This is a genomic window from Erythrobacter sp. Alg231-14 (assembly GCF_900149685.1).
Lineage (GTDB): Bacteria > Pseudomonadota > Alphaproteobacteria > Sphingomonadales > Sphingomonadaceae > Erythrobacter.
This window is the reverse complement of the sequence record NZ_LT702999.1, coordinates 995500-1018909: the sequence shown is the minus strand read 5'-3', so window position 1 is coordinate 1018909 and position 23410 is coordinate 995500. Positions and strand designations below refer to the sequence as shown.

General features: G+C 56.5%; 22 protein-coding genes. 12 read left to right on the top strand and 10 right to left on the bottom strand.

Annotated features, from left to right (window positions below; genetic code table 11):
* The first annotated feature begins 52 nt into the window (after positions 1-52).
* Positions 53-1021 carry a hypothetical protein gene (locus BQ8290_RS04800; protein ID WP_108788107.1) on the top strand — a complete coding sequence of 323 codons (969 nt, stop codon included), beginning with the start codon at positions 53-55 and terminating at the stop codon, positions 1019-1021.
* Here BQ8290_RS04800 and BQ8290_RS04795 read toward each other — a convergent pair.
* Complete coding sequence (locus tag BQ8290_RS04795) at positions 1018-2259, bottom strand: FAD-dependent monooxygenase (RefSeq protein WP_108788105.1); 1242 nt, start codon at positions 2257-2259, stop codon at positions 1018-1020. The genes BQ8290_RS04800 and BQ8290_RS04795 overlap by 4 nt on opposite strands.
* A gap of 107 nt (positions 2260-2366) precedes the next feature.
* Here BQ8290_RS04795 and BQ8290_RS04790 point away from each other — a divergent pair, with 107 nt between their 5' ends.
* On the top strand, positions 2367-4445 hold the full coding sequence (locus BQ8290_RS04790) for a protein-disulfide reductase DsbD family protein (RefSeq protein ID WP_337661017.1): 2079 nt from the start codon (positions 2367-2369) through the stop codon (positions 4443-4445).
* Here the strand turns inward: BQ8290_RS04790 and BQ8290_RS04785 are convergent.
* The gene (locus BQ8290_RS04785; RefSeq protein ID WP_108788103.1) at positions 4431-5042 is read right to left on the bottom strand and encodes a hypothetical protein; all 612 of its coding nucleotides are present in this window, start codon (positions 5040-5042) and stop codon (positions 4431-4433) included. The genes BQ8290_RS04790 and BQ8290_RS04785 overlap by 15 nt on opposite strands.
* A gap of 159 nt (positions 5043-5201) precedes the next feature.
* Between BQ8290_RS04785 and BQ8290_RS04780 the strand changes: the two genes are divergently transcribed.
* Entirely contained in the window at positions 5202-5630 is a 429-nt protein-coding gene (locus BQ8290_RS04780; RefSeq protein ID WP_108788101.1) for a DUF1761 family protein, read from the top strand.
* Positions 5631-5704: 74 nt separating this feature from the next.
* On the opposite strand, the gene uvrB is transcribed toward BQ8290_RS04780, so the two are convergent.
* Positions 5705-7888, bottom strand: coding sequence for an excinuclease ABC subunit UvrB (gene uvrB, locus BQ8290_RS04775; RefSeq protein ID WP_108788099.1), 2184 nt, complete (start codon positions 7886-7888; stop codon positions 5705-5707).
* 112 nt (positions 7889-8000) lie between these two features.
* Between uvrB and BQ8290_RS04770 the strand changes: the two genes are divergently transcribed.
* The 8 genes from BQ8290_RS04770 (at position 8001) to BQ8290_RS04735 (ending at position 15035) form a co-directional block, all read left to right on the top strand.
* Positions 8001-8495 (top strand): DUF3617 family protein, encoded by a 495-nt coding sequence (locus BQ8290_RS04770; RefSeq protein ID WP_108788097.1) that lies wholly within the window; start codon positions 8001-8003, stop codon positions 8493-8495.
* A 60-nt stretch (positions 8496-8555) separates the two neighbouring features.
* Positions 8556-9125 carry a DUF3617 family protein gene (locus BQ8290_RS04765; RefSeq protein WP_108788095.1) on the top strand — a complete coding sequence of 190 codons (570 nt, stop codon included), beginning with the start codon at positions 8556-8558 and terminating at the stop codon, positions 9123-9125.
* Between the two features lie 169 nt (positions 9126-9294).
* The gene (locus tag BQ8290_RS04760; protein WP_108788093.1) at positions 9295-10071 is read left to right on the top strand and encodes an alpha/beta fold hydrolase; all 777 of its coding nucleotides are present in this window, start codon (positions 9295-9297) and stop codon (positions 10069-10071) included.
* A gap of 75 nt (positions 10072-10146) precedes the next feature.
* Complete coding sequence (locus tag BQ8290_RS04755; protein WP_108791907.1) at positions 10147-11574, top strand: circularly permuted type 2 ATP-grasp protein; 1428 nt, start codon at positions 10147-10149, stop codon at positions 11572-11574.
* 14 nt (positions 11575-11588) lie between these two features.
* On the top strand, positions 11589-12533 hold the full coding sequence (locus BQ8290_RS04750; RefSeq protein ID WP_108788091.1) for an alpha-E domain-containing protein: 945 nt from the start codon (positions 11589-11591) through the stop codon (positions 12531-12533).
* Positions 12534-12543: 10 nt separating this feature from the next.
* Positions 12544-13368, top strand: a complete 825-nt coding sequence (locus BQ8290_RS04745) for a transglutaminase domain-containing protein (RefSeq protein WP_108788089.1) — start codon at positions 12544-12546, stop codon at positions 13366-13368.
* Positions 13369-13491: 123 nt separating this feature from the next.
* Positions 13492-14235, top strand: coding sequence for a proteasome-type protease (locus BQ8290_RS04740; protein ID WP_108788087.1), 744 nt, complete (start codon positions 13492-13494; stop codon positions 14233-14235).
* 173 nt (positions 14236-14408) lie between these two features.
* Positions 14409-15035: a LuxR C-terminal-related transcriptional regulator gene (locus BQ8290_RS04735; protein WP_108788085.1), complete on the top strand. Its 627-nt coding sequence runs from the start codon at positions 14409-14411 to the stop codon at positions 15033-15035.
* A gap of 127 nt (positions 15036-15162) precedes the next feature.
* On the opposite strand, the gene BQ8290_RS04730 is transcribed toward BQ8290_RS04735, so the two are convergent.
* The 6 genes from BQ8290_RS04730 to BQ8290_RS04705 form a co-directional block, all read right to left on the bottom strand.
* Positions 15163-15924, bottom strand: coding sequence for an extensin family protein (locus tag BQ8290_RS04730; protein ID WP_108788083.1), 762 nt, complete (start codon positions 15922-15924; stop codon positions 15163-15165).
* Between the two features lie 118 nt (positions 15925-16042).
* Positions 16043-16447, bottom strand: a complete 405-nt coding sequence (locus BQ8290_RS04725; protein WP_108788081.1) for a VOC family protein — start codon at positions 16445-16447, stop codon at positions 16043-16045.
* A gap of 160 nt (positions 16448-16607) precedes the next feature.
* Positions 16608-17339: a cytochrome c biogenesis protein CcdA gene (locus BQ8290_RS04720; protein ID WP_108788079.1), complete on the bottom strand. Its 732-nt coding sequence runs from the start codon at positions 17337-17339 to the stop codon at positions 16608-16610.
* Between the two features lie 37 nt (positions 17340-17376).
* Positions 17377-17826, bottom strand: a complete 450-nt coding sequence (locus BQ8290_RS04715; RefSeq protein WP_337661016.1) for a thioredoxin family protein — start codon at positions 17824-17826, stop codon at positions 17377-17379.
* Positions 17827-17886: 60 nt separating this feature from the next.
* A complete protein-coding gene (putP, locus tag BQ8290_RS04710) occupies positions 17887-19386 on the bottom strand; it encodes a sodium/proline symporter PutP (protein ID WP_108788075.1) in 1500 nt (499 codons plus the stop codon).
* Positions 19387-19539: 153 nt separating this feature from the next.
* On the bottom strand, positions 19540-20331 hold the full coding sequence (locus BQ8290_RS04705; RefSeq protein ID WP_108788073.1) for a DUF1330 domain-containing protein: 792 nt from the start codon (positions 20329-20331) through the stop codon (positions 19540-19542).
* A 115-nt stretch (positions 20332-20446) separates the two neighbouring features.
* Here BQ8290_RS04705 and BQ8290_RS04700 point away from each other — a divergent pair, with 115 nt between their 5' ends.
* Positions 20447-21322: a LysR substrate-binding domain-containing protein gene (locus BQ8290_RS04700; RefSeq protein ID WP_108788071.1), complete on the top strand. Its 876-nt coding sequence runs from the start codon at positions 20447-20449 to the stop codon at positions 21320-21322.
* 20 nt (positions 21323-21342) lie between these two features.
* Here the strand turns inward: BQ8290_RS04700 and typA are convergent, their stop codons facing one another.
* Positions 21343-23199 (bottom strand): translational GTPase TypA, encoded by a 1857-nt coding sequence (gene typA / locus BQ8290_RS04695; RefSeq protein ID WP_108788069.1) that lies wholly within the window; start codon positions 23197-23199, stop codon positions 21343-21345.
* Positions 23200-23410: the final 211 nt, after the last annotated feature.

Sequence of the window (23410 nt, the reverse complement as noted above, 5' to 3'; positions counted from 1 at the left end):
GATGCCGCTGTGACAACGGTAACTGCGATGGGTCGCAAGATACGGATACGTGATGGAATCGAAATATGGCAGCCGCAAAAAGCCGACCTCTATGAGAGGCTTTATGCTGGCCGCATTGGCGTCATTCTTGGTTGGAGGCGCGCTGGTCGGTTATGTGGTCTGGTACAATCTTAGCCCGGCTGAATCGGCTGTTTTGGCGGCGGCGGATGCACCGCCTGCGCTGCCCGATGCGCTAACGATAGAGGGTGGGGCCAACGGACCTGCGTCATCGGAAGTCATCGCATCACCCAGTCCTTTGGCAACCGGTCCTCTGGCCGAAGCCGTGGCAGCGTTGGAAGGTGAAGACGCCGAAGTCGCCGCAGAAGCGGTTAGTCGGGTCGTCGATCAACAAGGCGGCATCGATCAACGCCTTGCTGCGGCGGAACAACGATTGGCGCGACTTGATCTTCAGGCTCAGGCCGCTGCGGGCAACGCCGCGCGGGCGGAAGGCTTGTTGATCGCTTTTGCAACGCGCCGCGCCGTCGAAAGAGGCGCAGAATTGGGATATTTGTCGGATCAATTGCGGCTGCGTTTTTCCGATCAATGGCCCAACGCGGTAAGCCGGATCATCAATTTTGCCCGCGAACCCATTCGGATCGACAATCTAACCGCGCGGTTGGACGGTTTGGGCACCGAATTGGTCGAACGGGACGAAGGGATGAGCTGGGATCGGCTGCAACGGGAAATCAGCGAATTGTTCGTTGTGCGCCGCGAAAACACACCGTCACCGCAACCCGAACGCCGGTTGGAACGCGCCCGCATCGCGTTGGAACAAGGGCGTTATCAAAACGCCATTGATGAGATCAAAGGCATGCCCGGTGCACAAGCGGCGGACAATTGGATCGCCGATGCAGAACGGTATCGCGATGCGATGGCCGCGCTTGAAGTGATTGAGACGGCGGCTGTTCTGGATCAAAGCGGTCTTCGCGATGGCGCGGGCAACATCGTTCGTCAGCCAAGCCCCATCGAACAGACGGATTAAGCGCGCAAAAGCTCTGGCAATGCGCCGGATACGCCGCGCGCCTCGTCCATAAAGAACGTTTTGAGCAACGGCGTGCGTTGCACTGCGCCCATGCCAAACCGGCGCACTGCGGATGCGGTTTTGCCCGGAACACCGAACAATCGCGTCAGACCATCCGTGGCCAATGCGACCATAAATGAATCCAATCCGCGCCAATTCTCATACCGTTTCAGCAGATTGGCGTCGCCCGGATCCAAACCTATCCGCGCGCCTTCTGCAATCACTTCAATCAAAGCGGCGGCATCGCGCAGGCCCAAGTTCAAACCCTGTCCTGCGATGGGGTGAATGCCATGCGCGGCATCCCCGATAAGGGCGAGCCGTTCGCTAGTGATTTTTGCGGTGTGGTGGAAACCCAGCGGCCAGCTGGATCGAACGCCCACGCTGGTCACCTCGCCCAAAATATCGCCCATGCGTTTCTGCAATTCGGCCAGAAACGCCCGGTCGCCCAATTTGGTGACCGCTTTTCCATCTTCTTCCGACACCGTCCAAACCAAAGAGGATCGGTGCGTGCCATCGGCATCGTCGCGCATGGGCAGCAAAGCAAACGGTCCGGCGGGATAGAAGATTTCCCACGCGACATTGTCGTGCGGTTTTGAATGGGTGAGACCGGCGATGACGGCGCGATGCTTGTAATCCCATTTGGCGATGGTGATGCCGGCACTTTCTCTTGTCGGAGAGCCTCGCCCTTCGGCAGCGACCATCAAACGGCCTTTTAATGTGCGACCATCCTGAAGAACCGCCGCAACGCCAAATTCGTTGCGTTGACGTTCTGTGATCTCGGCCTTGGATGCCCAATTGATTAACGGTTCTTTGGCCGCGGCCTCAAACATGGCGAGCCGCAAACGCCGGTTGGGAAACATCCGGCCCAAAGTCCCTTCATCCGCACTCGGCGTGAAATCGAGCTTGCCCGGCTTGTTTTGATCGGTCACCGCAATGCTGGCGATGTCGCAGGCGAATTCCTCAAGCCCATCGGCGATGCCAATATTGGTGAACAGATGCCAGCTGGCCGTAGAGATCGCAGTGGCGCGGTCATCGAAGCCGGGTGCGGTCAATTCCGCCGGATCCGCCCGATCGATCACATGGCTGGAAATTCCTTGACGCGCGGCGGCCAGGGCTAGTGTCATACCCACCAAACCTCCGCCCAAAATAAGGAGGTCGCGTGTCTGCGTATCGGCGTTGTTTGTGGCTGCGTTGCTCATCCGATTATCCGTAACCCTTCAACCAGTCTTTGCCGAACCCTATTTGGCCCGCTAGGCGTATTTCTTACGTCACTCTCTCTACTCTGGCCATTTGATAAGAGGCAAGATTGTTCGCTGCATCCCCCTTTGCACTTCGCGCATGGTTGAAAGCGTTGATTTGGGCTTTGTCGGCCCTGTTTTTGGTTGGGAGCGTGCCAAGTGCCGCTTTTGAGGACGTGCCGGCCGCAGATCGAGAGGTGCGGTACGGCGATGACAACATTGCGGTCCAAATGTTCGCCGATGGTATGCCGCGCGCTGGCGAAGAATGGATGCTGGCGCTGAGATTTACGCCGGTCGCGCCCGAATGGCATGGATATTGGTCAAACCCCGGCGATGCTGGGCTGGGCATGGTCGTATCGCTCGACCTGCCAGAGGGATGGGTCGCTGGCGACGCGTTGTATCCGGTGCCAGAGACATTGCTGATTTCGGGGTTGATGAACCACATTTACGAAGGGCAGTACGCGGTACTAATCCCGGTTCAGGTGCCCAATGATGCGGTGATTGATGGAATTCCCATCATCGACGGGCTTGCCGAATATCTCGCCTGCACCGATCAAATTTGCGTGCCGCAAGACGCCCGGTTGAGCGCAGGCCAAGGCGGCGATTTCGTAATGTGGCGGGCGCAAATTGCGCCAACATTGGACGCAAAGGCGATCTATGAAACGACTGGCAATCTGCTGCGTATCGCGGTGCCATTGCCCGCGAGCGTGGATTTGCCCGACCCGCACCTCTTTGTCGCGCAAAGCCGGCTGGTCGAATATTCAGCGGTGCAATCTTTCAGACGTGCCGATGATTTGTTGGTCGTTGAAATTCCATTGAGCGAATTCCGCGGCCCTATGACAGATGACACAGTATTGGGGATTTTGGCATTTGAAGCGAATTCCGGCGTTCGTTTCGTCGCCGCGCCCGGCAATGTCCCAACCGGAGGGGAGCTTATTGCTGGCCCGATCTCGATGGACAACACGCCTCCGCTCTGGACCTTGATCCTCGGTGCGCTGGTCGGCGGGCTTATTTTGAACATCATGCCTTGTGTGTTTCCGATCCTTAGCTTGAAAGCGATGTCGCTTGTGCGAGCGGGCAGCAGCGAGGCCGAAGCGCGGATTGAGGGTGTCGCCTACACAGCCGGCGTGGTGATCGCCTGTGTCGCGCTTGGCGCGGTAATGTTGGCGTTGCGCGCAGCAGGGGAGCAAGTGGGCTGGGCGTTTCAATTGCAGAGCCCTAGCGTGGTGATCGTGTTGTTGATCATGGCCACCGTGATCACCGCGAATTTTGCCGGCACATTTGAATTGCCCAGCATCGACACCGGTTCGGGCGCGCGTAAAGGCGCCGGCGGCGCGTTCGCCACCGGATTGTTGGCCGCGTTTGCCGCCACGCCGTGCACGGGGCCATTTATGGCGGCGGCATTGGGGGCGGCCTTGTTGTTGCCGACGCCGCTGGCCTTGTTGTTGTTTGCGATGTTGGGATTGGGATTGGCTTTGCCATTCCTTTTGATCGGGCTTGTTCCGGCCTTTCGGCGGGTCTTGCCAAAGCCGGGTGCATGGATGGAGACATTCCGCCGTTTAATGGCGATCCCGATGGGGCTAACCGCGTTGGCGCTTATTTGGCTCACAGCGCAATTGGGCGGGCGTGGTTTTGCGCTGGTTGCATTGATCATGCTGTTCGGGATTGTGCTGGCGCTGGCGGTGGTCGGCCGACTGCAGAATGCGGGCAAGATGGCGTGGCCCGCATTTGGTCTAATCGCTGCGCCGTTCCTAATCTTCGCGGCCTTTGCTCTGCCGTCCAGCTATGAAACGGGTGCCGAAAGCAGTTTTTCACGCGAAGCCTTAGACGAAGCGCGCGAGCGCGGTGACAATGAAGGGCGGCCGGTTTTCGTCTGGTTCACCGCCGATTGGTGCGTCACCTGCAAAGTGAATGAACGCATTGCAATTGATCGCGAAGCGACGATGCAGGCTTTTGAAGAAGCGGGCGTGATCCCGATCGTAGGCGACTGGACCGTACGTGATGAAGAAATCACCATGTTCCTAACCGAACATGGCGCGGCGGGTGTTCCGCTCTACCTGTGGTATGAACCGGGCGAAGAGGCCGAACAATTGCCGCAGGTTTTGACCCAAGACATGCTGATAGAGCGTGCCTTACGGGACCGGTGAGGGCGCGTCCTCAGGACGTTCGATTTCAGGTTCCAGCTCAGGCGGCGAGGGAACAAATACTTCCCCGCTGCGGCACGCCACAATCAATGCGCCTGGCATTGTGCTGGGGTTGATCGTGACCATGCCTGCGCCCGGTACTGTCAACGTCAATTGCCGCGGACCGGCCAAGGCCTCCCACGCAAGATCAGCCGCTGGCGCGCCGCCGTGCCACACGCCGCGCCCTCTCACATCGGTGGAATCCACCGGGATCCGTCCAATATGGCCGTTACCCACCATCGCCAGCAGCGCTTCTGCACCGTCATCGGCCGGGGAAAGGCGCGTGATTTGGACAACCGGGACCATGTCCTCGGGACTGACACAGCGCAGCGCGATCAGAGGAGGTTGGCTGCTGACGCCGTAAATTATGCGGGGTTCATCAACCTCAGGCACCGCCCAAAACGCCCCTTCGGTATCGGGTGATGGCAGCGGGTCCGAAGCAAAGGTCGCAACGTCCCCCGGCATATCGCGCACAATATCCGCATCGGTTGGCGGCGGCTTGCACGCGGCGGCACCAGAAAGCAGCAAAATGAGAACCGTAGTGTTTGCAGTCTTGATCATTGCGATCGGCTCATAGCCACTCTTACGAGCCTAGCAAAGTTTGGCTCTGATACGGGCGTTTCCAAATAACTAGGGCACCACACGTCCCGGCCCGATTTGGAAATTCGGCCATCAGCGATTATTCGTGGTCGAACTTGGTAGATTGGAGGGGAGAAAATCATGCCAAAAATATTCGGATCTTCTTTGTTAGCGATCGTAATTGCTGCGGTCGTTTTCTACATGGTTGGGTTTCTAATTTTCGGCGTTCTGTTTGGCGAGCTTTGGCTCGAACAGGTGGGAATGACCGAGGAAGAAGCGCTCGCGCGCAACGCACAGCTTGGTGCGATGATGTTCGTTTGGGGTTTTGTGATGCCGCTTATTCAGGTCGTCGGCTTGGCGTGGATCATGAACCATGTGGGCGCCTCAGACATCGGCACATCGATTAAGGTCGGGGCGACCATTGCCGTGTTCATTGCGCTGCCCATTCTAGGCTACAATTGGGTGTATGAGGGACGTGCGGCCGGTGCGGTAGGACTCGATTTTGTCCACCTGCTGGTTGGCTATGTTGTGAGCTGTGCGATCCTTGGCTTTTTCCGAGGTCGAGATTGATCACGGTGCTCTAAACAACCAAAATCCAATCGGGCCGCTCCTTTAAGGGGCGGCCCTTTTCGGTGGCGATTTGGTCACCGCATCTTTCTTTGCGTCCGGCCATATCGCGTCTTGCGAGTGCCGGGACGGCCGGCGTCGGATCGGCCCACCTTGGGGGCTTTCTTTTGTTCATCCGGAAGGCCGAGTTCATCATTTTCCAACCGCCGGATATCATCGCGCAATCGGCCCGCTTCTTCAAATTCAAGATTGGCGGCAGCATCGCGCATGCGCTTTTCAAGGTCTTCAATATAGCTGCGCAGATTGTGCCCAACTAGATTGTTGACCTCATCATCGCCGGTATCGACCGTAACCCCGTCTTGGCTGGCGGTGTGAGCGACGATATCGGCAATGTCGCGTTTGATCGTTTTGGGCGTGATCCCGTGTTCATCGTTGTACGCCTGTTGCTTTTCGCGGCGACGATCGGTTTCGGCCATGGCGCGTTCCATGCTGCCGGTGATCCGGTCGGCGTATAGAATAACCCGCCCATCGACATTGCGCGCCGCCCGGCCAATCGTTTGAACCAAACTGGTCTCGCTGCGCAAAAATCCTTCTTTGTCGGCGTCGAGAATGCAGACCAACCCACATTCCGGTATGTCCAACCCTTCGCGCAAAAGGTTGATGCCGATCAACACATCGTACACCCCCATGCGCAAATCCCGGATCAGCTCAATCCGTTCCAACGTTTCAACATCGGAATGCATATATCGGACCCGCACACCGGCCTCGTGCATAAACTCGGTTAGGTCTTCGGCCATCCGCTTAGTCAAGGTGGTGACAAGCGTGCGATACCCCTTTTGCGCATTGGCGAGGCATTCTTGGATGCAATCTTGAACTTGATCTTCGACGGGGCGTATTTCGACCGGCGGATCGATCAGGCCGGTTGGCCGGATAACCTGTTCAGCAAACACGCCGCCGGTTTGTTCCATTTCCCAATTGCCAGGCGTCGCGCTGACAGCGAATGTTTGCGGGCGCATTGCGTCCCATTCGTTGAACCGCAAGGGGCGGTTGTCGATGCACGATGGCAGGCGAAATCCATATTCGGCCAAAGTGATTTTGCGGCGGTGATCGCCGCGCGCCATCGCGCCAATTTGCGGGACAGTCTGGTGGCTTTCATCCACGAACAAAAGCGCGTTTTCGGGCAAATATTCAAACAGGGTAGGCGGGGGTTCACCCGGCAAGCGACCGGTTAGAAAGCGAGAGTAATTTTCGATCCCTGCACAGCTGCCCGTGGCGGCAATCATCTCAAGATCGAAATTGGTGCGCTGCTCAAGCCGTTGATGCTCCAGCAATTTACCTTCCGCTTCCAATTCCTCAAGCCTGTGGGCCAATTCAAAACGAATGGCGTCGGCGGCTTGTTTCATCGTGGGACCGGGCGTCACATAATGCGAATTGGCATAAACGCGCACGGTTTCCAGCACGGCGCCTTTCTTACCGGTCAGCGGGTCGAATTCTGCGATTTCTTCGATCTCGTCGCCGAAAAAGCTGATGCGCCATGCCATGTCTTCGTAGTGCGAGGGGAAGATCTCAAGATTGTCGCCGCGCACGCGAAAATTGCCGCGCGCAAACGCCGCATCGTTGCGCTTGTATTGCAGCGCGACGAGTTTGCGGATCAATTCACGTTGATCGATGACATCGCCCGATTTGATGTCGAAAATCATGGCCGAATAGGTCTCAACCGACCCAATGCCGTACAAACAAGAAACCGAGGCCACGATTATAACATCGTCGCGTTCCAGCAACGACCGCGTCGCCGAATGGCGCATACGATCGATGGCCTCGTTTACCGAGGATTCTTTCTCAATATAGGTGTCGGAACGCGGCACATATGCTTCGGGTTGGTAGTAATCGTAATAGGATACGAAATACTCAACCGCGTTCTCGGGAAAGAAGCTTTTGAACTCTCCATAAAGCTGCGCGGCGAGAATTTTGTTGGGCGCGAGGATGAGGGCAGGGCGTTGAAGAGTCTCAATGACTTTGGCCATGGTAAAGGTCTTGCCCGAACCGGTCACCCCCAACAAAGTTTGGGTTTTTTCATCATCCTGCGTGCCGGCGACCAATTCGGCGATGGCCGTTGGTTGATCGCCCGCCGGTTCATAATCCGACACCAGTTTGAACGGTTTACCCGGCATCGATTTTTCTGGTCGATCCGGGCGATGCGGGGTGAATTCTTCCCCGGTTTCGGGTTCGTCTAGGCCGCGTCTGATGATCAATTCTGACATAACCAACAATATGCGCGCGCTGGGTTCGGTTGTGAAGTGCCCGGTCGCACTCTAGCGTAGGAAAAAACACAATAAGCCGGCGTCGAATCGTATTTTTTGAAAGGACCTATTGATGAGAATGCTAATCCTTGGCGCTGCCACTTTTGTCGCGGGATTGGTCGTCGTGAACGCGGCGCCCAACGATGCGGCGGCCCAGACACTGGACGAAGAAATGCGTCCCACCGCCGGCCAATATCAAGCCAGCCTCCAATTGCTTGCGGTCGATTTGCCAGACGCGCCGCCACAAGTGACCGATATGATGGGGTCCATGATGAACCGTGATTTCGATTACTGCCTAACACCCGAAGAGGTGGAAGAGGGCTATCAATCGGTCATGAACCGCGCGCAGCAGGGTGAATGTTCCTATGATCGGTTTAACGCGTCGAACGGTCAGATTGATGCGGCCATGACATGCGATGTGGATGGACGCGCCATGACGATTGAAATGACAGGCACCGGTTCTGCGACATCTTCGGACGTCACGATGACTATGTCTGGTGATTTCGGCATAGGGCCGGGCACGATGACAATGCGCATCGCGCAAGAGCGCGTCGGCGATTGTTCTTAAAGCAGCGATTAATTGATCAAGAATTGTTGCACTTTGAATTCTTCCAATAAGGAAAACACTATGAGAACCAGTATTTTTTTGGCTGTATCAGTCTTGGCGCTGACCGCTTGTGGCGATGCGCCTACGGACGCCGATGCCGATGGTGATGGCACGATCACCCAGGAAGAGGTTGAAGCAGCAGTCGCGGATGCTTCGATCAAACCGGGTCAGTGGGAAAACACAGTCGAATTCATCGACATCGAAATCGATGAAGAGAGCCTTCCCGAAGAGATGCGCGCGTTTATCGGCCCAGCGCTCGAGGGGATGAAAGGTCAGGTCAACACCATGTTGACATGCGTGACACCAGAACAGGCCGCAGAGCCACAAGCGGAAATGTTTGCTGGCAACGAAGACGCCAGTTGCGATTATCAGAAATTCACATTCTCTGGTGGGACGATCGACATGCAAATGTCTTGCAACGATCCCGGGTCAGGCAACGCCACAATCACCAACACGGGCACCTACACTGACGAATCCTATGAGATGCAAATGTCGATCGCGATGGAAGGATCTGAAATGGGCAACATGACGATCACCGCGAGCAACAAAGGCGAATTCAAAGGCGAATGCACTGGCGAGGAAATCCGCTAAACCGGGTTATCCTGCGGCCTATGGTGTGTTCCATCGGGTCTGTATCGATTGGAAAGGCGGGCGGGGGCAACCTCGCCCGCTCTTTTTGTAGAAGTGGGGCAAGAGTTATGGATCGGCGCACCTCTATTTCATTGACGGTTCACCGAGGTTGGCTACCTTCGATGCAGCAATGACAAAACGCGAAACCTTGCTGGACCAATCCAAGGCCGCCCTCGGCGAAACGGAGCTTGCGCGGCGTATTGCGCTCGCATCCGAAGATTATCCCGATGATGAGCGCGGAAAACCCGATTTGCTGCGCTTTATGGGTGAGCTGGATTTGTTGCTGGAACCGGCCCGCCGACCGTTTCGACGCATCAAAATTCCAAAGACCCAACGCCCGCAAACCATCATCGTTATGCCTGGTTTTGCCACCGGGCCCAATCGCATGCGCTATATGGCGCAGAAATTGGAACAAGCCGGCCACCGAACGAAACGATGGGGGCTTGGTCGCAATTGGGGCGTGGCAGAGGCGTCGATGGAACGGTTGGAGGAACGGCTTGGCGATGTGTGCGCGCGCTATGATGATCAAGCCGCCTTGCTGGGATGGTCGTTGGGCGGATTGTATGCGCGTGAATTGGCAAAGAGGCATCCCGAACGCATTTCAAAAGTGATCACGATGGGATCGCCTTTTTCGGGTTCCCCCCGCGCGAACAATGTGTGGCGTGCTTATCAAGCGATCGCCGGGCACCGCGTCGATCAACCGCCGATAGAGGTGGATGTCGCGGTCAAACCGCCGGTTGAAACGGTCGCATTATGGAGCCCGGTTGACGGCTGCATCGCTCCACGCAGCGCCGCCGGACAGGCTGGTGAACGCGATCGTTCGGTCGCTTTGCGCTGCACCCATGCCGGCTTCACATACACGCGCGAATCCATTCTTGCGGTTTTGGCAGAACTCGAACGCGTTTGAGCCTTTCCATTTGCGATGGCGTTGTTACAAACAATGCCCAAGCACAGCAGTGGGCGTCGACAAATCGGGGTATCGATGGCGGATCAATCCGACAATTTTGACGAGATGTTTGATGCAACCGGCGCGACCCGTCCCGCCTACACCGACTATTGCGGATGGTATGATGAACAAGAGCCCGGCTGGCTAAACCGCAAAAATTCCGAAGCCGATGAGAGCTTTCGCCGCACCGGCATCACATTCAACGTTTATGGCGAGGACGAGGCCGAAGAACGCCTGATCCCGTTTGATATGGTCCCGCGCATTATCACCGCGGGCGAATGGCGGCGATTGACCCGGGGGATCGAACAGCGTGTGCGCGCGCTCAATTCATTCCTTTACGATCTGTATCATCGCCAAGAGATCATCCGTGCGGGCCGTTTGCCGCAACGATTGTTGCGCAACAACGATGCATGGTTGCCGCACATGGTTGGGATGACGCCGCCGGGCGGCATTTACACCCATATTGTCGGCATTGATCTTGTGCGGACAGGCCCGGATGAATGGTTCGTATTGGAAGACAATGCACGCACCCCATCGGGCGTTTCGTACATGTTGGAAAATCGCGAAACGATGATGGCGATGTTCCCTGATCTGTTCAGCCGGGTCGGCGTTGAAAGCGTTTCCAATTATCCGCGCCGTCTCGCCCGAAGTTTGGCCGCGTGCGCCCCCCCCAAATGCGAAGGCAAACCGAATGTCGCGGTTCTGACGCCCGGCATCTACAATTCGGCGTATTTTGAGCACGCATTCTTGGCCGATCAAATGGGTGCCGAATTGGTCGAAGGCAGCGATTTGCGGGTGGTGAATGGCCGTGTTCAAATGCGCACAACGCGTGGGTTTGAACCTGTTGATGTGCTGTATCGCCGCGTCGACGATGACTATCTCGACCCGCTGACCTTTCAACCTGATAGCGTTTTGGGCGTGCCGGGCATCATGGATGTGTACCGTTCGGGCGGCATCACAATCGCAAATGCGCCGGGCACGGGTGTGTCCGATGACAAAGCGATATATTCCTTCATGCCGGAAATCGTTGAATTCTACACCGGCGAAAAACCACTCTTGCCTAATGTTGAGACGTGGCGATGCGCGGATGCCGATAGCTTGGCCTATGTCCTCGACAACCTAGAGGAATTGGTTGTGAAGGAAGTCCATGGCTCCGGCGGGTACGGGATGCTTATCGGTCCGACTGCGACCAAGAAAGAGATCAAGGCGTTCCGGGCCAAGTTGGAGGCAAACCCCGACAATTACATAGCGCAACCCACGCTCTCTTTGTCGACCTGTCCGATCTACACCAAAAAGGGTCTGGCCCCGCGCCACGTCGATTTGCGTCCCTATGTGTTGGTTTCTCCCGATGGAATTGACATCACGCCGGGCGGGCTTTCGCGGGTCGCGTTGAAAAAAGGGTCGTTGGTTGTGAACTCATCGCAAGGCGGGGGCACCAAGGACACTTGGGTGCTCAAGGATTAGGGGCTGAACACGCGATGCTAGGCAGAACAGCGAACGGATTGTTTTGGATGTTCCGCTATCTTGAGCGGGCGGAAAACACCGCGCGTCTGCTAGATGCGGGGCTGAGAATGGCGTTGACCCGCGACTTGGAAACGGCACAGGCGGAATGGCGGTCAGTCATTGCGACATTGGGGCTAAAAACCCAATACGAAGCGCTGCACGACACTTATGATGGCGCAGCGGTTTGGAACTTTGTCCTGCGCGACAAGGCCAATCCCGCTAATGTCCGCGAAATGTTTGCCGCGATGCGCAACAACGCACGAACCGCTCGCACCAACATTTCCAGCGAGGTGTGGGAAGCGGTCAATGAAAACTGGATGAAGCTCGACAAACAATTGGCCCGGCCGGTGAGCCAGGGGCAATTGGGCGAGGTTGTCACCCGTTTGCGCCGCACGGGCACACAAGTCCACGGCGCGTTGGATGGGTCGATGATGCGGAACGAAGGGTTCCATTTCGCGCGCGCCGGTACCTTTATCGAACGCGCAGAAAGCACGTCGCGCATTCTGGATATGAAATATTACCTGCTGCTGCCGTCGCTTTCTTATGTCGGGTCAAGCTTGGACAGCGGACAGTGGGATCAGGTTTTGCGATCGGTTGCGGGCGCCGGTGCGTACACTTGGTTGAATGCGGGTCAGATTGACGCGCGCGGCATTGTTGAATTTCTGGTGTTGGATGAACGGTTCCCACGCAGCTTGGCCTTCTGTCGCAGCGCTCAACGCGAACACCTTGCCGCCTTGGCGCGGACCCACGGTGCAGAAGGGGCCTGCAACGAATTGATGCGCGCAGCAGATGAAGACATTGCTGGCGTTACGGTTGATCAGATTTTTGAAATCGGCCTGCACCAATTCTTGATCGATTATACAGCGCGCAACGCCGCCATCGCCGAAGCGATAGGCGAGGATTACAGGTTCTTATCGTGAAGCAGGCTTTATGAAATTAGCGATCCGCCACACGACACGGTACTCTTTCAAAGAGCCTGTGATCCACGCGTTGCAACGCCTGCGTCTAACGCCGAAAGAGACTCAGGGTCAGAAAATTCTGGATTGGGAAATGCGCTATGACAATGCGCAGCTTGAGTTGGAATTTGACGATCAGAATTACAACACGGTCACGTTGATCGCCGTCAACCCCGGCGTCAGCGAAGTCACGGTGACGTGTCGCGGCACGGTGCAAACCGAAGACAATGCCGGGGTGATTGGACGTCATTCTGGGCATTTGCCGCTGTGGAGTTTTTTAGGTCAGACCGCCTTGACCAAGCCTGGACCAAAATTGCGGGCGTTGATCCGCGACGTCGATAGTCCCAGCGAAGAGACGAAGCTTGATTACCTCCACGCTCTATCGGCGCGCATTCGCGAAGGCGTGGTCTATCAAACCGGCGCAACCGGTGTGAACACCACCGCCGAAGAGGCCGTCATCGCCGGTCACGGCGTGTGTCAGGACCATGCTCATATCTTTATCGCGGCCGCCCGCGCGGCGGATATTCCCGCACGATATGTCAGCGGCTATCTCATGATGAACGATCGGATAGAACAAGAAGCGACCCACGCATGGGCAGAGGCGCATATTGATGAGCTAGGCTGGGTCGGATTTGATATTTCCAACGGGATTAGCCCCGATCCGCGGTATGTGCGCGTGGCCACAGGGCGCGATTACCGCGATGCTGCGCCGGTGACCGGGATCAGTTTCGGCGCCGCTGAACAGATGTTGACCGTCGATGTCGCGGTGGAACAACAGCACGATACGCAACAACAATAATGTTACGCCAATCACGCCGTGCCTAAGCGGGCGTGGCGCAGGCATGCGCACAAAAACAAAAGACTCTCGCGCCCAAAGCAAAAGTGCTAGTCGCGCCGCAATTCAATCTCGGAGTTTTTTGTAGTGACCTATTGCGTCGGCATGATCGTGGATAAGGGCATCGTCCTGATGAGCGATACGCGCACCAATTCGGGCGTCGATAACATCTCTGTTTTTCGCAAGATGTTCCATTGGCAGGTGCCTGGTGATCGCATGATCGCGGTGATGACAGCCGGTAATCTGGCCACAACTCAGGCCGTGATCAGCCAGTTGGAAGAGCGCACAAAACAACCAGAGGACCGCGAAACCACCGTGTTAAACGGGCCGACTATGTTTGCTGTGGTGAGCGAAATTGGCAAATTGCTGCGCGCCACGATCGATAAACAACAAAAGGCCAATGGCGATCGGGGACGAGGGAAATTCACCGCTTCTATGATCGTGGCCGGCCAGATTGCCGGCATGGAACCCCGCCTTTTCATGATCTATCCCGAAGGCAACTTTATCGAAGCGAGCATGGATACGCCGTTCTTTCAAATTGGTGAGACGAAATATGGACGGCCAATCCTGATCCGTGGCTATGACCACGATATGAGCTTTGAAGATGCGGTGAAACTTGTGATGGTTTCGTTCGATTCCACATTGAAGGCGAACCTGTCCGTTGGCCTGCCGTTGGATCTCTTGGTCATTGGCAAAGACGATTTTGCACCAACGCATCAACATCGCGTGACCGCCGAAGATCCATATTTTGATACGATTTCGTCAAATTGGGGCGATGCCCTGCGATCGGCTTTTCATTCTCTGCCAGATTACAGCTTCGGTTCTGAGTGAGGTTTTCGCGGCTAACTCCATATCAACGAAGAATACTTAGGGATTATAAGGTTCGTTTTGGAGATAGTTTTCGGCGCATTCTGGTCGATCTAGGATCGAACTAGGCATGCATACCTCCAAATCGGTTTAAGTCCGAGATGCAATAATTTCATGCCGCGCACACCAAGCTCGGCATGACACGCAAAGCTTCACTCCACTTCATCGATCCGAACAGCCGCCACCGTGCTGAGTTGGCGAGGGTCGGCTTCACGCTCGGCCATCACTCAGAAGTATACGGCGACCTGTCCGAATTGTCCGTTCACCCTCCGCGAGAAGGCATCATCATCGCCCGCGACATGCCCGAAGAAGGCGGCGTCTCGATGATCCTTGAACGGCTTAGCCGCCTTGGGATTTGGTTGCCTTTGATCGCGATTGACGCGGACCCAAGGCCGGGCCGCATTGTGGAGGCGATCAAAGCCGGTGCGCTCGATTACCTTTCGCTCCCATTGGAAACCGAGCGTTTCGAACGATGCCTCAACCGTATTGAAAAAGAAGCCGAAGTTTTTGGCGCGGCGCGCCGTCGCATGATCGAAGCGCGGGACCGCATCTCCAGCCTTTCAACCCGCGAACGCGAAGTGCTCGAATGGCTTTCCGAAGGCAGCAGCAACAAAGTGATCGCCCGTGAGTTGGAAATTAGTCCGCGAACCGTTGAAATTCACCGGGCCAATATGATGCACAAACTGGGCGCCCGTCACGCCGCAGAAGCGGTACGACTAAAGCTCGAAGCGAGATTGGAACCCAAAATTGAGGTTCAGCCGTAGTACGCCCCATGGCTTGACCGAAAAACGATACACTTCCCGATCGGGTTCCCCCTGCACCCTTTCGGCGCCCGCACGGCCCCGGCATCTATACGATGTTGGGGCCGTGTTCTTTGGCGCACCTTCTGGCTCACCGGCAGAATTCTGAGCCGGTGCCTTCGAGGTGAAAGTGATCGGCATGGGCGCGGTTGTATTCAGGGCCAAGAACAGTCCCAAACCGTTTGCAGGCGCTGGAATGGACAACCCTCAGGAATTCACGCTCGGCTGCGGTGCCGCCATCCCAATCTTCGACCAATGAAATCCGGCGGCCATCTTCTAGGATAAAGCCTGAGACGTCGATTGCCTCAGCCCGCGAATGGGCCGATCGCCGATTGGATCCTGCGATATTCCGACATGCATAGCTGCCCATGGTTTCAATGCGCGCGAGCGGGCTGCCAAGAATTTGTCGGGCGGCTCGGTCGACACCAAATCGTGCCCAATTCCCAAACGCGCTGGCTACGCGGCATTGAACCGGGCCAATATTGCTGATCCCAAATTCTCCACCATCTCCGGCCAAAGCGGAAAGCTGGACCGTGCCAAGCCGGTTGCATCCCGGCGCTGCATAGGTGTCGGGCAAAGCGTCAAAGCTGGCCCCGGCGGCGCTAAGATTGGTCAAACACGATGCGTCCTCTGCACGCGGCGCGACGCTTTGTGGGGCGGATGCCACCCGGCGTGGCGCGGTGCGCGTGTAGGAGGAACCGCCATTGGACGGTGCGCTAACGGACGGAGCGCTGGCGGATGAGGACGCGCCATTGCCAACGGGGATTACAGAACCGCAACCCGCAAGCGCGAGTGCGGCGGCGATTGGGGCCGCTTTAGAAGCGAGGCCAAGTAGAGGTACTGAGTGGTTCATACTTAAGGACCACTACGGTGCATTGGTTAAGGCAGCAGGAAAGTTTACCGTTAACCAAATACTAAATGCGCTCTACTGGATCATCCTTAGCGCCGATGCATTCAATGTTATCAGTAGGTTAAGGGAGCGCTTCTTCGATCTGTTCCCACAACTCGATCTTGACCCCATTGGGATCGAGGATCCAAGCAAATTTACCATAGCCTTCGTCGGCAGTATCCAAAACTTCGACATCGCGGGATTTGAGCACTTCGACAAATCCATCCAAATCATCGACGCGAAGATTGATCATAAATCCGCCTTTGCCCGGTTTGATGTAGGCGTCGTCTTTGAAGTGGCTGATCAGAGAATATGGGTTGGGCTTTGGTTCTTCGGACCACGCGAGTTGGGGGCCATATTCGCCATCTACACCCAATTTTTCGCGATACCACGCGCGCGTTGCTTCGGTGTCGCCGGCCACGTAAAAAACCCCGCCTAGCCCGGTGACACGGGGCCCGCTTGGCGTCTGTTTTGTTTCATCGGTCATCGTTGTTCCTCCCTTTATCGCGGTGGATCATGGCGGAAAGACCGGTTGGAGGGAAGGGACAGGAGACCTGCACCAACGCATGCGAAGCCGAGTTATCGATCAACAATGGGATAGCGGCGAAGCGAATTGTGTGCGCCCCCCCCAAAAAAAAACAGTCCCGCTAAAAACGGGTCGTGAATTCGATGATTGATGTTGGAAGCAGGTCCAGCACGAAAATCTCGACGACTTTATCAAATCCGGTGATCACCATCAGGCCGACCACCAACAAAGCGGCGCCAAACAACGGCTTTCCGTATTTCGCGAGCCAGCCGAGCGTTTTGCGGCGTTCACCCATCGCTTTGCGTGATCCATAGGCAAAGGCCAAAACCGACGTGGCGACGCCCATGCCAAAGATTGCAAATATGGCGAAACTGCCGATTAGGTTTTCGCCAACACTGGCCGCTGCAATCGCCACGCCAAGCGTCGGGCCGACACAAGGGGCCCACACAACACCAAGCAACAAACCAACAACGAATTGGCCCAAAGCTCCGCCAGTTCGACCGTCACCGTTGAGCTTTTCCAGCCGCCTGTTGCCAAAATTCGCGATCGGGGCCGCCGCTGCAGACAGCGCGGCCTGAGCCTGTGGAACCAGCAGAACGATGCCAGCCACCGCCAACATTCCGCCTGCGAATAGGCGCACCATCTGTTCATCGATGCCAAGGGAATAACCAAAGGCGATCACGGTGAATCCGAACAACGTAAAGCTGGCCACCAAACCCCCGGCCAAGGCGAGAGGTCCGAACCGGCTCTTACCCAATGCCGATGCAACCAGGATCGGCACAAGAGGCAAGACGCACGGATTCAAAATGGTGACGAGCCCTGCGACAAAGGACAGGAGCGCGCTGGAAAACATCGACAATCAGCCTGAGATGGAGAAGTGGATCGTTTGCTTACAACGCGCCCAGCACAACATTGCGCAGACGTGTGCGGTTGGTTTCCGCAATTGAGCGCGCGACTTCGTTGGTGCCGTTGAACACCAGAACGGTTGATTGGCGCGGCACTCGATGCGCGCGCAGGAACGCCTTTTCCTCGTCGAAATTCACTTTCACGAACAACACATCACCGCTGGCGCGTTCTTCCCGCAATTCATCCAGGATAGGGGCCTGTGCACGGCATGTAGGGCACCAATCGGCGTAGATGTCGACCACGATAGTCTTGCCCTTATTCTGGGCCATCATGAATTCAGCCTCGTCATAGGATTGCCAACCGGCTGTGCTGGCCTGGGCGTTCAATTGCATTCCGCCAATAACGACGGCTCCGATGGCTGCGATAAGCATGAAAAGGCGGATCATTCTGAGGGGCTCCAAAAGGGTAACATCGGCAAAATGCCGACGGTTCATGGAGAGGTTCGTTGACCCTCGGCGATCGGTTACACAATCACCGAACATTTCATGAAGAATTTACCCGGCGATTTCAGATGTCTCGGCGGGCGCCGTCGCTTTGCTGACCAAGACGATCGACACCCATGCAGCGATGAAGCCGGGAACGATCTCATACAAGCCTTCGCCGCCGCCCAAATCCGCGTTGAGGCCGAGCATAATCCACAAGCCTGTAACCGCAGCGCCAGTGACCAAACCAGCAACCGCACCGGCCCCAGTCATACCCTTCCACATCAGAGCAAGGATGATGAGGGGCCCAAAGGCCGCACCAAAACCGGCCCAAGCATTCGCCACTAAGCCAAGGACCTGACTGTTTGGATTGCTGGCCAAAACGATCGCCGCCCCAGCGACAATCGCAACGCACACACGCCCAACATTCACCGCTTCGCTTTCGCTGGCGGATTTGCGCAGGAAAAGCCGATAGAAATCTTCGGTGAGCGAGCTTGAGCTAACAAGCAATTGCGATGAAATCGTGCTCATGATCGCGGCCAACAATGCGGCGTAAAGAAACCCGGTGATTGCCGGGTGGAAAAGCAATTCTGCAAGGATGATGAAGATCGTTTCCGCGTCTTCGACCTCTATCCCATTTGCAGAGGCATAGGCCCGCCCACAAATGCCGACGCCAACGGCTCCGATCAAAGCGACCGCCATCCAAGAAAGACCAATAGTTCGCGCCCGCGCGACCTTTTCGACTGTATCAATGGCCATGAAACGCACAATGATATGCGGTTGGCCAAAATAGCCCAGACCCCAGGTCACCGCGCTTATAAAGCCAAGCAGTGTTATCCCTTCGAACATGTTGAGCAGCGCGGGATCAACGGCATTCAACGTATCCGAGACTGCGCCAAATTCGCCCAAAGCGCCCACATCCTTGCCCCCGTACATCACGACGAGCGGCATGATGACCAAGGCTAGGACCATAATGATCCCTTGGACAAAATCGGTGAGGCTGACGGCCAAAAACCCTCCCACCATTGTGTAGGCCAGCACGATCCCGGCGGTGATGATGATACCGAACATGTAGCCCGACATGCCCACATCCGGCAGCGCATCGGCAAACGCCGTTTCGAACAGCTTACCCCCGCCGACGAGACCAGCCGCGGTGTAGACGGTAAAGAACACGACGATAACGATGGCGCTGATTACGCGAAGGTTTGTCCCTTGATCGGGAAAGCGATTGGCGAGGAATTGCGGAATGGTCAGCGCGTTGCCGTATGCCTCTGTCTGCGCACGCAGGCGTGGTGCAACCAAGACCCAATTGACCGCAGCACCCACAAAAAGACCAATTCCAATCCACGCCGCGCTAAACCCCGTCAGGAACAGCGCGCCCGGCAGCCCAAGCAGCAACCATCCCGACATATCCGATGCGCCGGCGCTCAACGCGGCCACCGACGGCGGCAGGTTGCGTCCCGCTAAGAGATAACCCGCGCTGTCTGAAGTGGACTTGCGCCAAGCGTAAAGGCCGATGGCGATCATCAAGGCGAAGTAGGCGGCGAGCGATAGGAGCGTTGCAGTGTTCATGGTGCAAAGGCGGGTAACAGGGTGCGGCGCGATTGACCACCGGAGGGCGCCGGCCGCGCCAGCTTCAATGCAAACGGTGAGGAATGAGGTTGCCCCGCAAAGGGGGGAAACGAAGCAACCTCAAACTCTATGCTGTGCAGTGCACATACTGCATTATTGCCCGGTGGATTGGGGTGTCTGGAGCCAGTAGAATTCCACCTTCTCGACTGCGGAGCCGAAGTATTGGCGGAACGCCAGATATTCTTCCGATTGTTGCACCTCGGCAAAGCCATCTGTGCTGTCCCATTCCACGAAAGTCAGTTGGCTTGGAGCGGCAGGTGGAGATGCGTGCGATTCCATCGACGGTCCGCGCATTTTGTAGACAAACCGTCCTCCTGCACGGGTAACCGCTGGCTCAATACCTGTCAGATAGCGATCGTAGTCCGATGCATTCTCGTTGTTTAGCCATGCGACAACGACAGTGTAATGCTTGGTTGCGTCAAATTGGATCGATAAGTCGTCCTGCAATTCTAGGCTGTAGACTTTCAACTCGCTCCACGCATCGGGCCGAGTGGCTTTGATCGCAGGCCAATCCGGATGAGCCGCGAATGCATCGGCGGACGCCTGATCCGGCCATGAGAAGAAGGAAAACACTTCTGGATCAAAATCGCTGATGACATTTTGACGCACGTTCAATTGACCCAACCTCTGAAAACCAAAGCTGGATGCGATCGGAAAGGCAGTTTGGCCGTAAGTGCGCGCCGCAGGTCCGCCGCCTTCGCGCAGTTCGGATGCGATGATCTGAAGCACTTCCCCGCGCTTCATTTCAACGGCAAAGGCCGGGGTGTCCGCAGGCGTCGGCGCGGGTTCGGATGTCGGCTCCCCGGCGTGGGAGTTCCCGGCAATGGCAAGCGCACTGGTGGCAAACATCGCGGCGATCAGTGAAGTTTTGAAAATAGAGTTCATCGGGGCTTCTCTGGATAGGGGTGGTTGATAGACGCACCAATAAGGCCAAAAATGATCCAGTGATGGGTAGAATTGTTCTTAGGTTGGTGCGAAATAGTTCCATCAGGAGTGATGCATGGATGATTGGGACGACTATCGATTGATCTTGGCGCTCGCGCGGCGAGGGTCAATGCGGGCGGCCGCCATGGAGCTTGGATTGACCCATACGACCGTGTCGAGGCGGCTTTCGGTGCTGCAGGATGCGCGGGGCGAACTGTTTGAAAAGACACCGGCAGGCTATTCGCCGACAGCATTGGGCCTGGCGTTGATCGAAGTCGCCGAGAAGATGGAGGGATTGTCGCTAGCGGGTGCGCGATATCAACGAGCCATGGATCAAGGGATGGCCGGGACGATCACGCTGTCTCTTCCCGAGGCAATCGCTCAATATCTACTGCTCGATGATGTGCTCGAATTCAGCGAGACATATCCCGCAATCGATTTGCGAGTGGAAACCAGTTACCGATTTGTCGATCTAGACCGATCGGAAGCGGACGTTGTCGTTCGCGGCGCTCAGGAACCGCCTGAACATTTGGTAGGTAGGCGGTTGTTCCCCAATTGTGTGACCTATTATGGCAACCGTGATTATCTGGAATCCACTCCCAGGGATCAATGGCGATGGATCGCGCCCAGCGCGGAGACGCGTTCACCGGGATGGTTAGAAGAATCGCCATATCCCGATGTGCCAATTGCCATCTCAATTGACGACATAACCGCGCGGCACCGCGCGTTGGTCAACGGACTCGGTTTGAGCAGGGGAGCGTGCTTTATGGCTGATCCAGAGCCCAGTCTAACCCGTTTGACCCAGAGCCCACCGGTGCCTCAACAAGACATCTGGGTGCTTACGCATCCCGATCTTAGGAACACGCCGCGCATTCGGCTGCTGATGGACTTTATTGCCCAGGCCATGACCAAGAAAAGAGGTTTGGTGTTGGGAGAGTGGGGCGCGGCCTAGTCAGACCGCGCCTTGCCCAATTACGCCTTTTTCTTGCGGTTCGCCTTCTTGCGCTCGTGCGGGCACAGCAAGGTTTTGCGCAAGCGGATGCTCTGCGGCGTCACTTCGACCATTTCATCGGTGTCGATGTAGGCGATGCTTTGCTCAAGGCTCATCCGGCGCGGCGGTGTAAGGCGGATGGCGTCGTCTTTACCGGTGGAACGAACGTTGGAAAGCTGCTTCGCCTTCATCGGGTTCACTTCCAGATCGTCGGGCTTGGAATTTTCGCCGATGACCATGCCTTCATAGACTTTCATCGATGCCCCCACGAACATTTCGCCGCGCTCTTCAAGCATGTTGAGGGCGTAAGCGTTGGATTCGCCGTCACCGTTTGAGATCAATACGCCGTTGCTGCGGCCTTCGATTGTACCGCGATAGGCGTCGTACTTTTCGAACAACCGGTTCATGATGCCGGTGCCGCGCGTGTCGGACAGGAATTCGCCGTGATAGCCGATCAATCCCCGTGACGGGGCAGAGAAGGTGATCCGGGTCTTGCCGACGCCCGATGGACGCATTTCGGTGAGGTCGGCCTTACGCTTCTGCATCTTTTCGACGACAGTGCCGGAGTGTTCGTCATCCACGTCGATAACGACGGTTTCAAACGGCTCCATACGCTGACCGTCTTCTTCGCGGAACAGAACGACCGGGCGGCTGATGCCCAATTCGAAGCCTTCGCGGCGCATCGTTTCGATGAGGACGCCAAGCTGAAGTTCCCCGCGGCCGGCGACTTCGAACGCGTCTTTGTCGTCGGCTTCGGTGATGCGGATCGCAACGTTGGTCTCTGCTTCACGCAATAGACGGTCGCGGATCATGCGGCTGGTGACTTTGGTGCCTTCGCGTCCGGCCAGCGGACTGTCATTGACAGAAAAGCGCATGGCGAGCGTTGGCGGGTCAATCGGTTGCGCAGCGATTGGATCGGACACGGACGGATCGCAGATCGTGTTGGAAACTGTCGCTTTTTCAAGACCGGCCAAAGCGATAATGTCACCAGCTTGAGCGGTTTCAACCGGAACGCGGTCCAGCCCGTCAAAGCTCATCAACTTGGTCGCGCGGCCAACTTCGACCACGTTGCCATCCATGTCGATCGCGTGGATTGGGTCGTTGACGTTGACTGTGCCAGATTGAACGCGGCCGGTAAGAACGCGGCCCATGAAATTGTCACGGTCGAGCAAGGTCGCAAGGAAGCTGAACTTGCCGCTGGTGTCGAGGTTCGGCGCAGGGACATGTTTAGTGATGAGCTCAAACAAAGGCGCCAATGTGCCTTCGCGCGCGCTTTCGTCGTCGCTGGCATAACCATCGCGGCCCGATGCCCACAATGATGGGAAATCGAGTTGCTCGTCATTGGCATCGAGCGATGCGAACAGGTCGAACACTTCGTCGAGCACTTCCTGAGGGCGGCCATCGGGACGATCGATCTTGTTGACGACCACGATAGGCTTAAGCCCCAAGGCCAGCGCTTTACCGGTCACAAACTTCGTTTGCGGCATCGCGCCTTCGGCGCTGTCGACAAGCAGGATGACGCCATCGACCATGCTGAGGATGCGTTCCACCTCCGCGCCAAAGTCGGCGTGTCCCGGTGTATCAACGATGTTGATGCGGGTCGTTTCGCCATCGGCGCCTTCCCACTCAACGCTGGTGCATTTTGCAAGGATCGTAATACCGCGTTCTTTTTCAAGATCGCCCGAATCCATAGCGCGTTCTTCGACGCGTTGATTTTCGCGAAAAGTGCCCGATTGACGGAACAATTGATCGACCAAAGTGGTCTTTCCGTGGTCAACGTGCGCAATAATTGCGATGTTTCGGAGCGAATTTGGACGCTGGGGAGAACTTGCAGACATTTTTGTCAATTTCCATCAGGAGCTCGGCTTGAAAAATACAAGACCGTTGGTTGCGCGGTGGTTAGGCGCGAATAGGTTGAGTTTGTGGCATGTCAGCGACAGGTGGCTCGACGCTACGGAAACCTCCGCAGCCCGCTTCTCCATGTTGCATTGCACCATCAAAACGAGTGTGGACGCGCGCCTAGCGCAGCATTCGCTAGGCGGCAAGCTT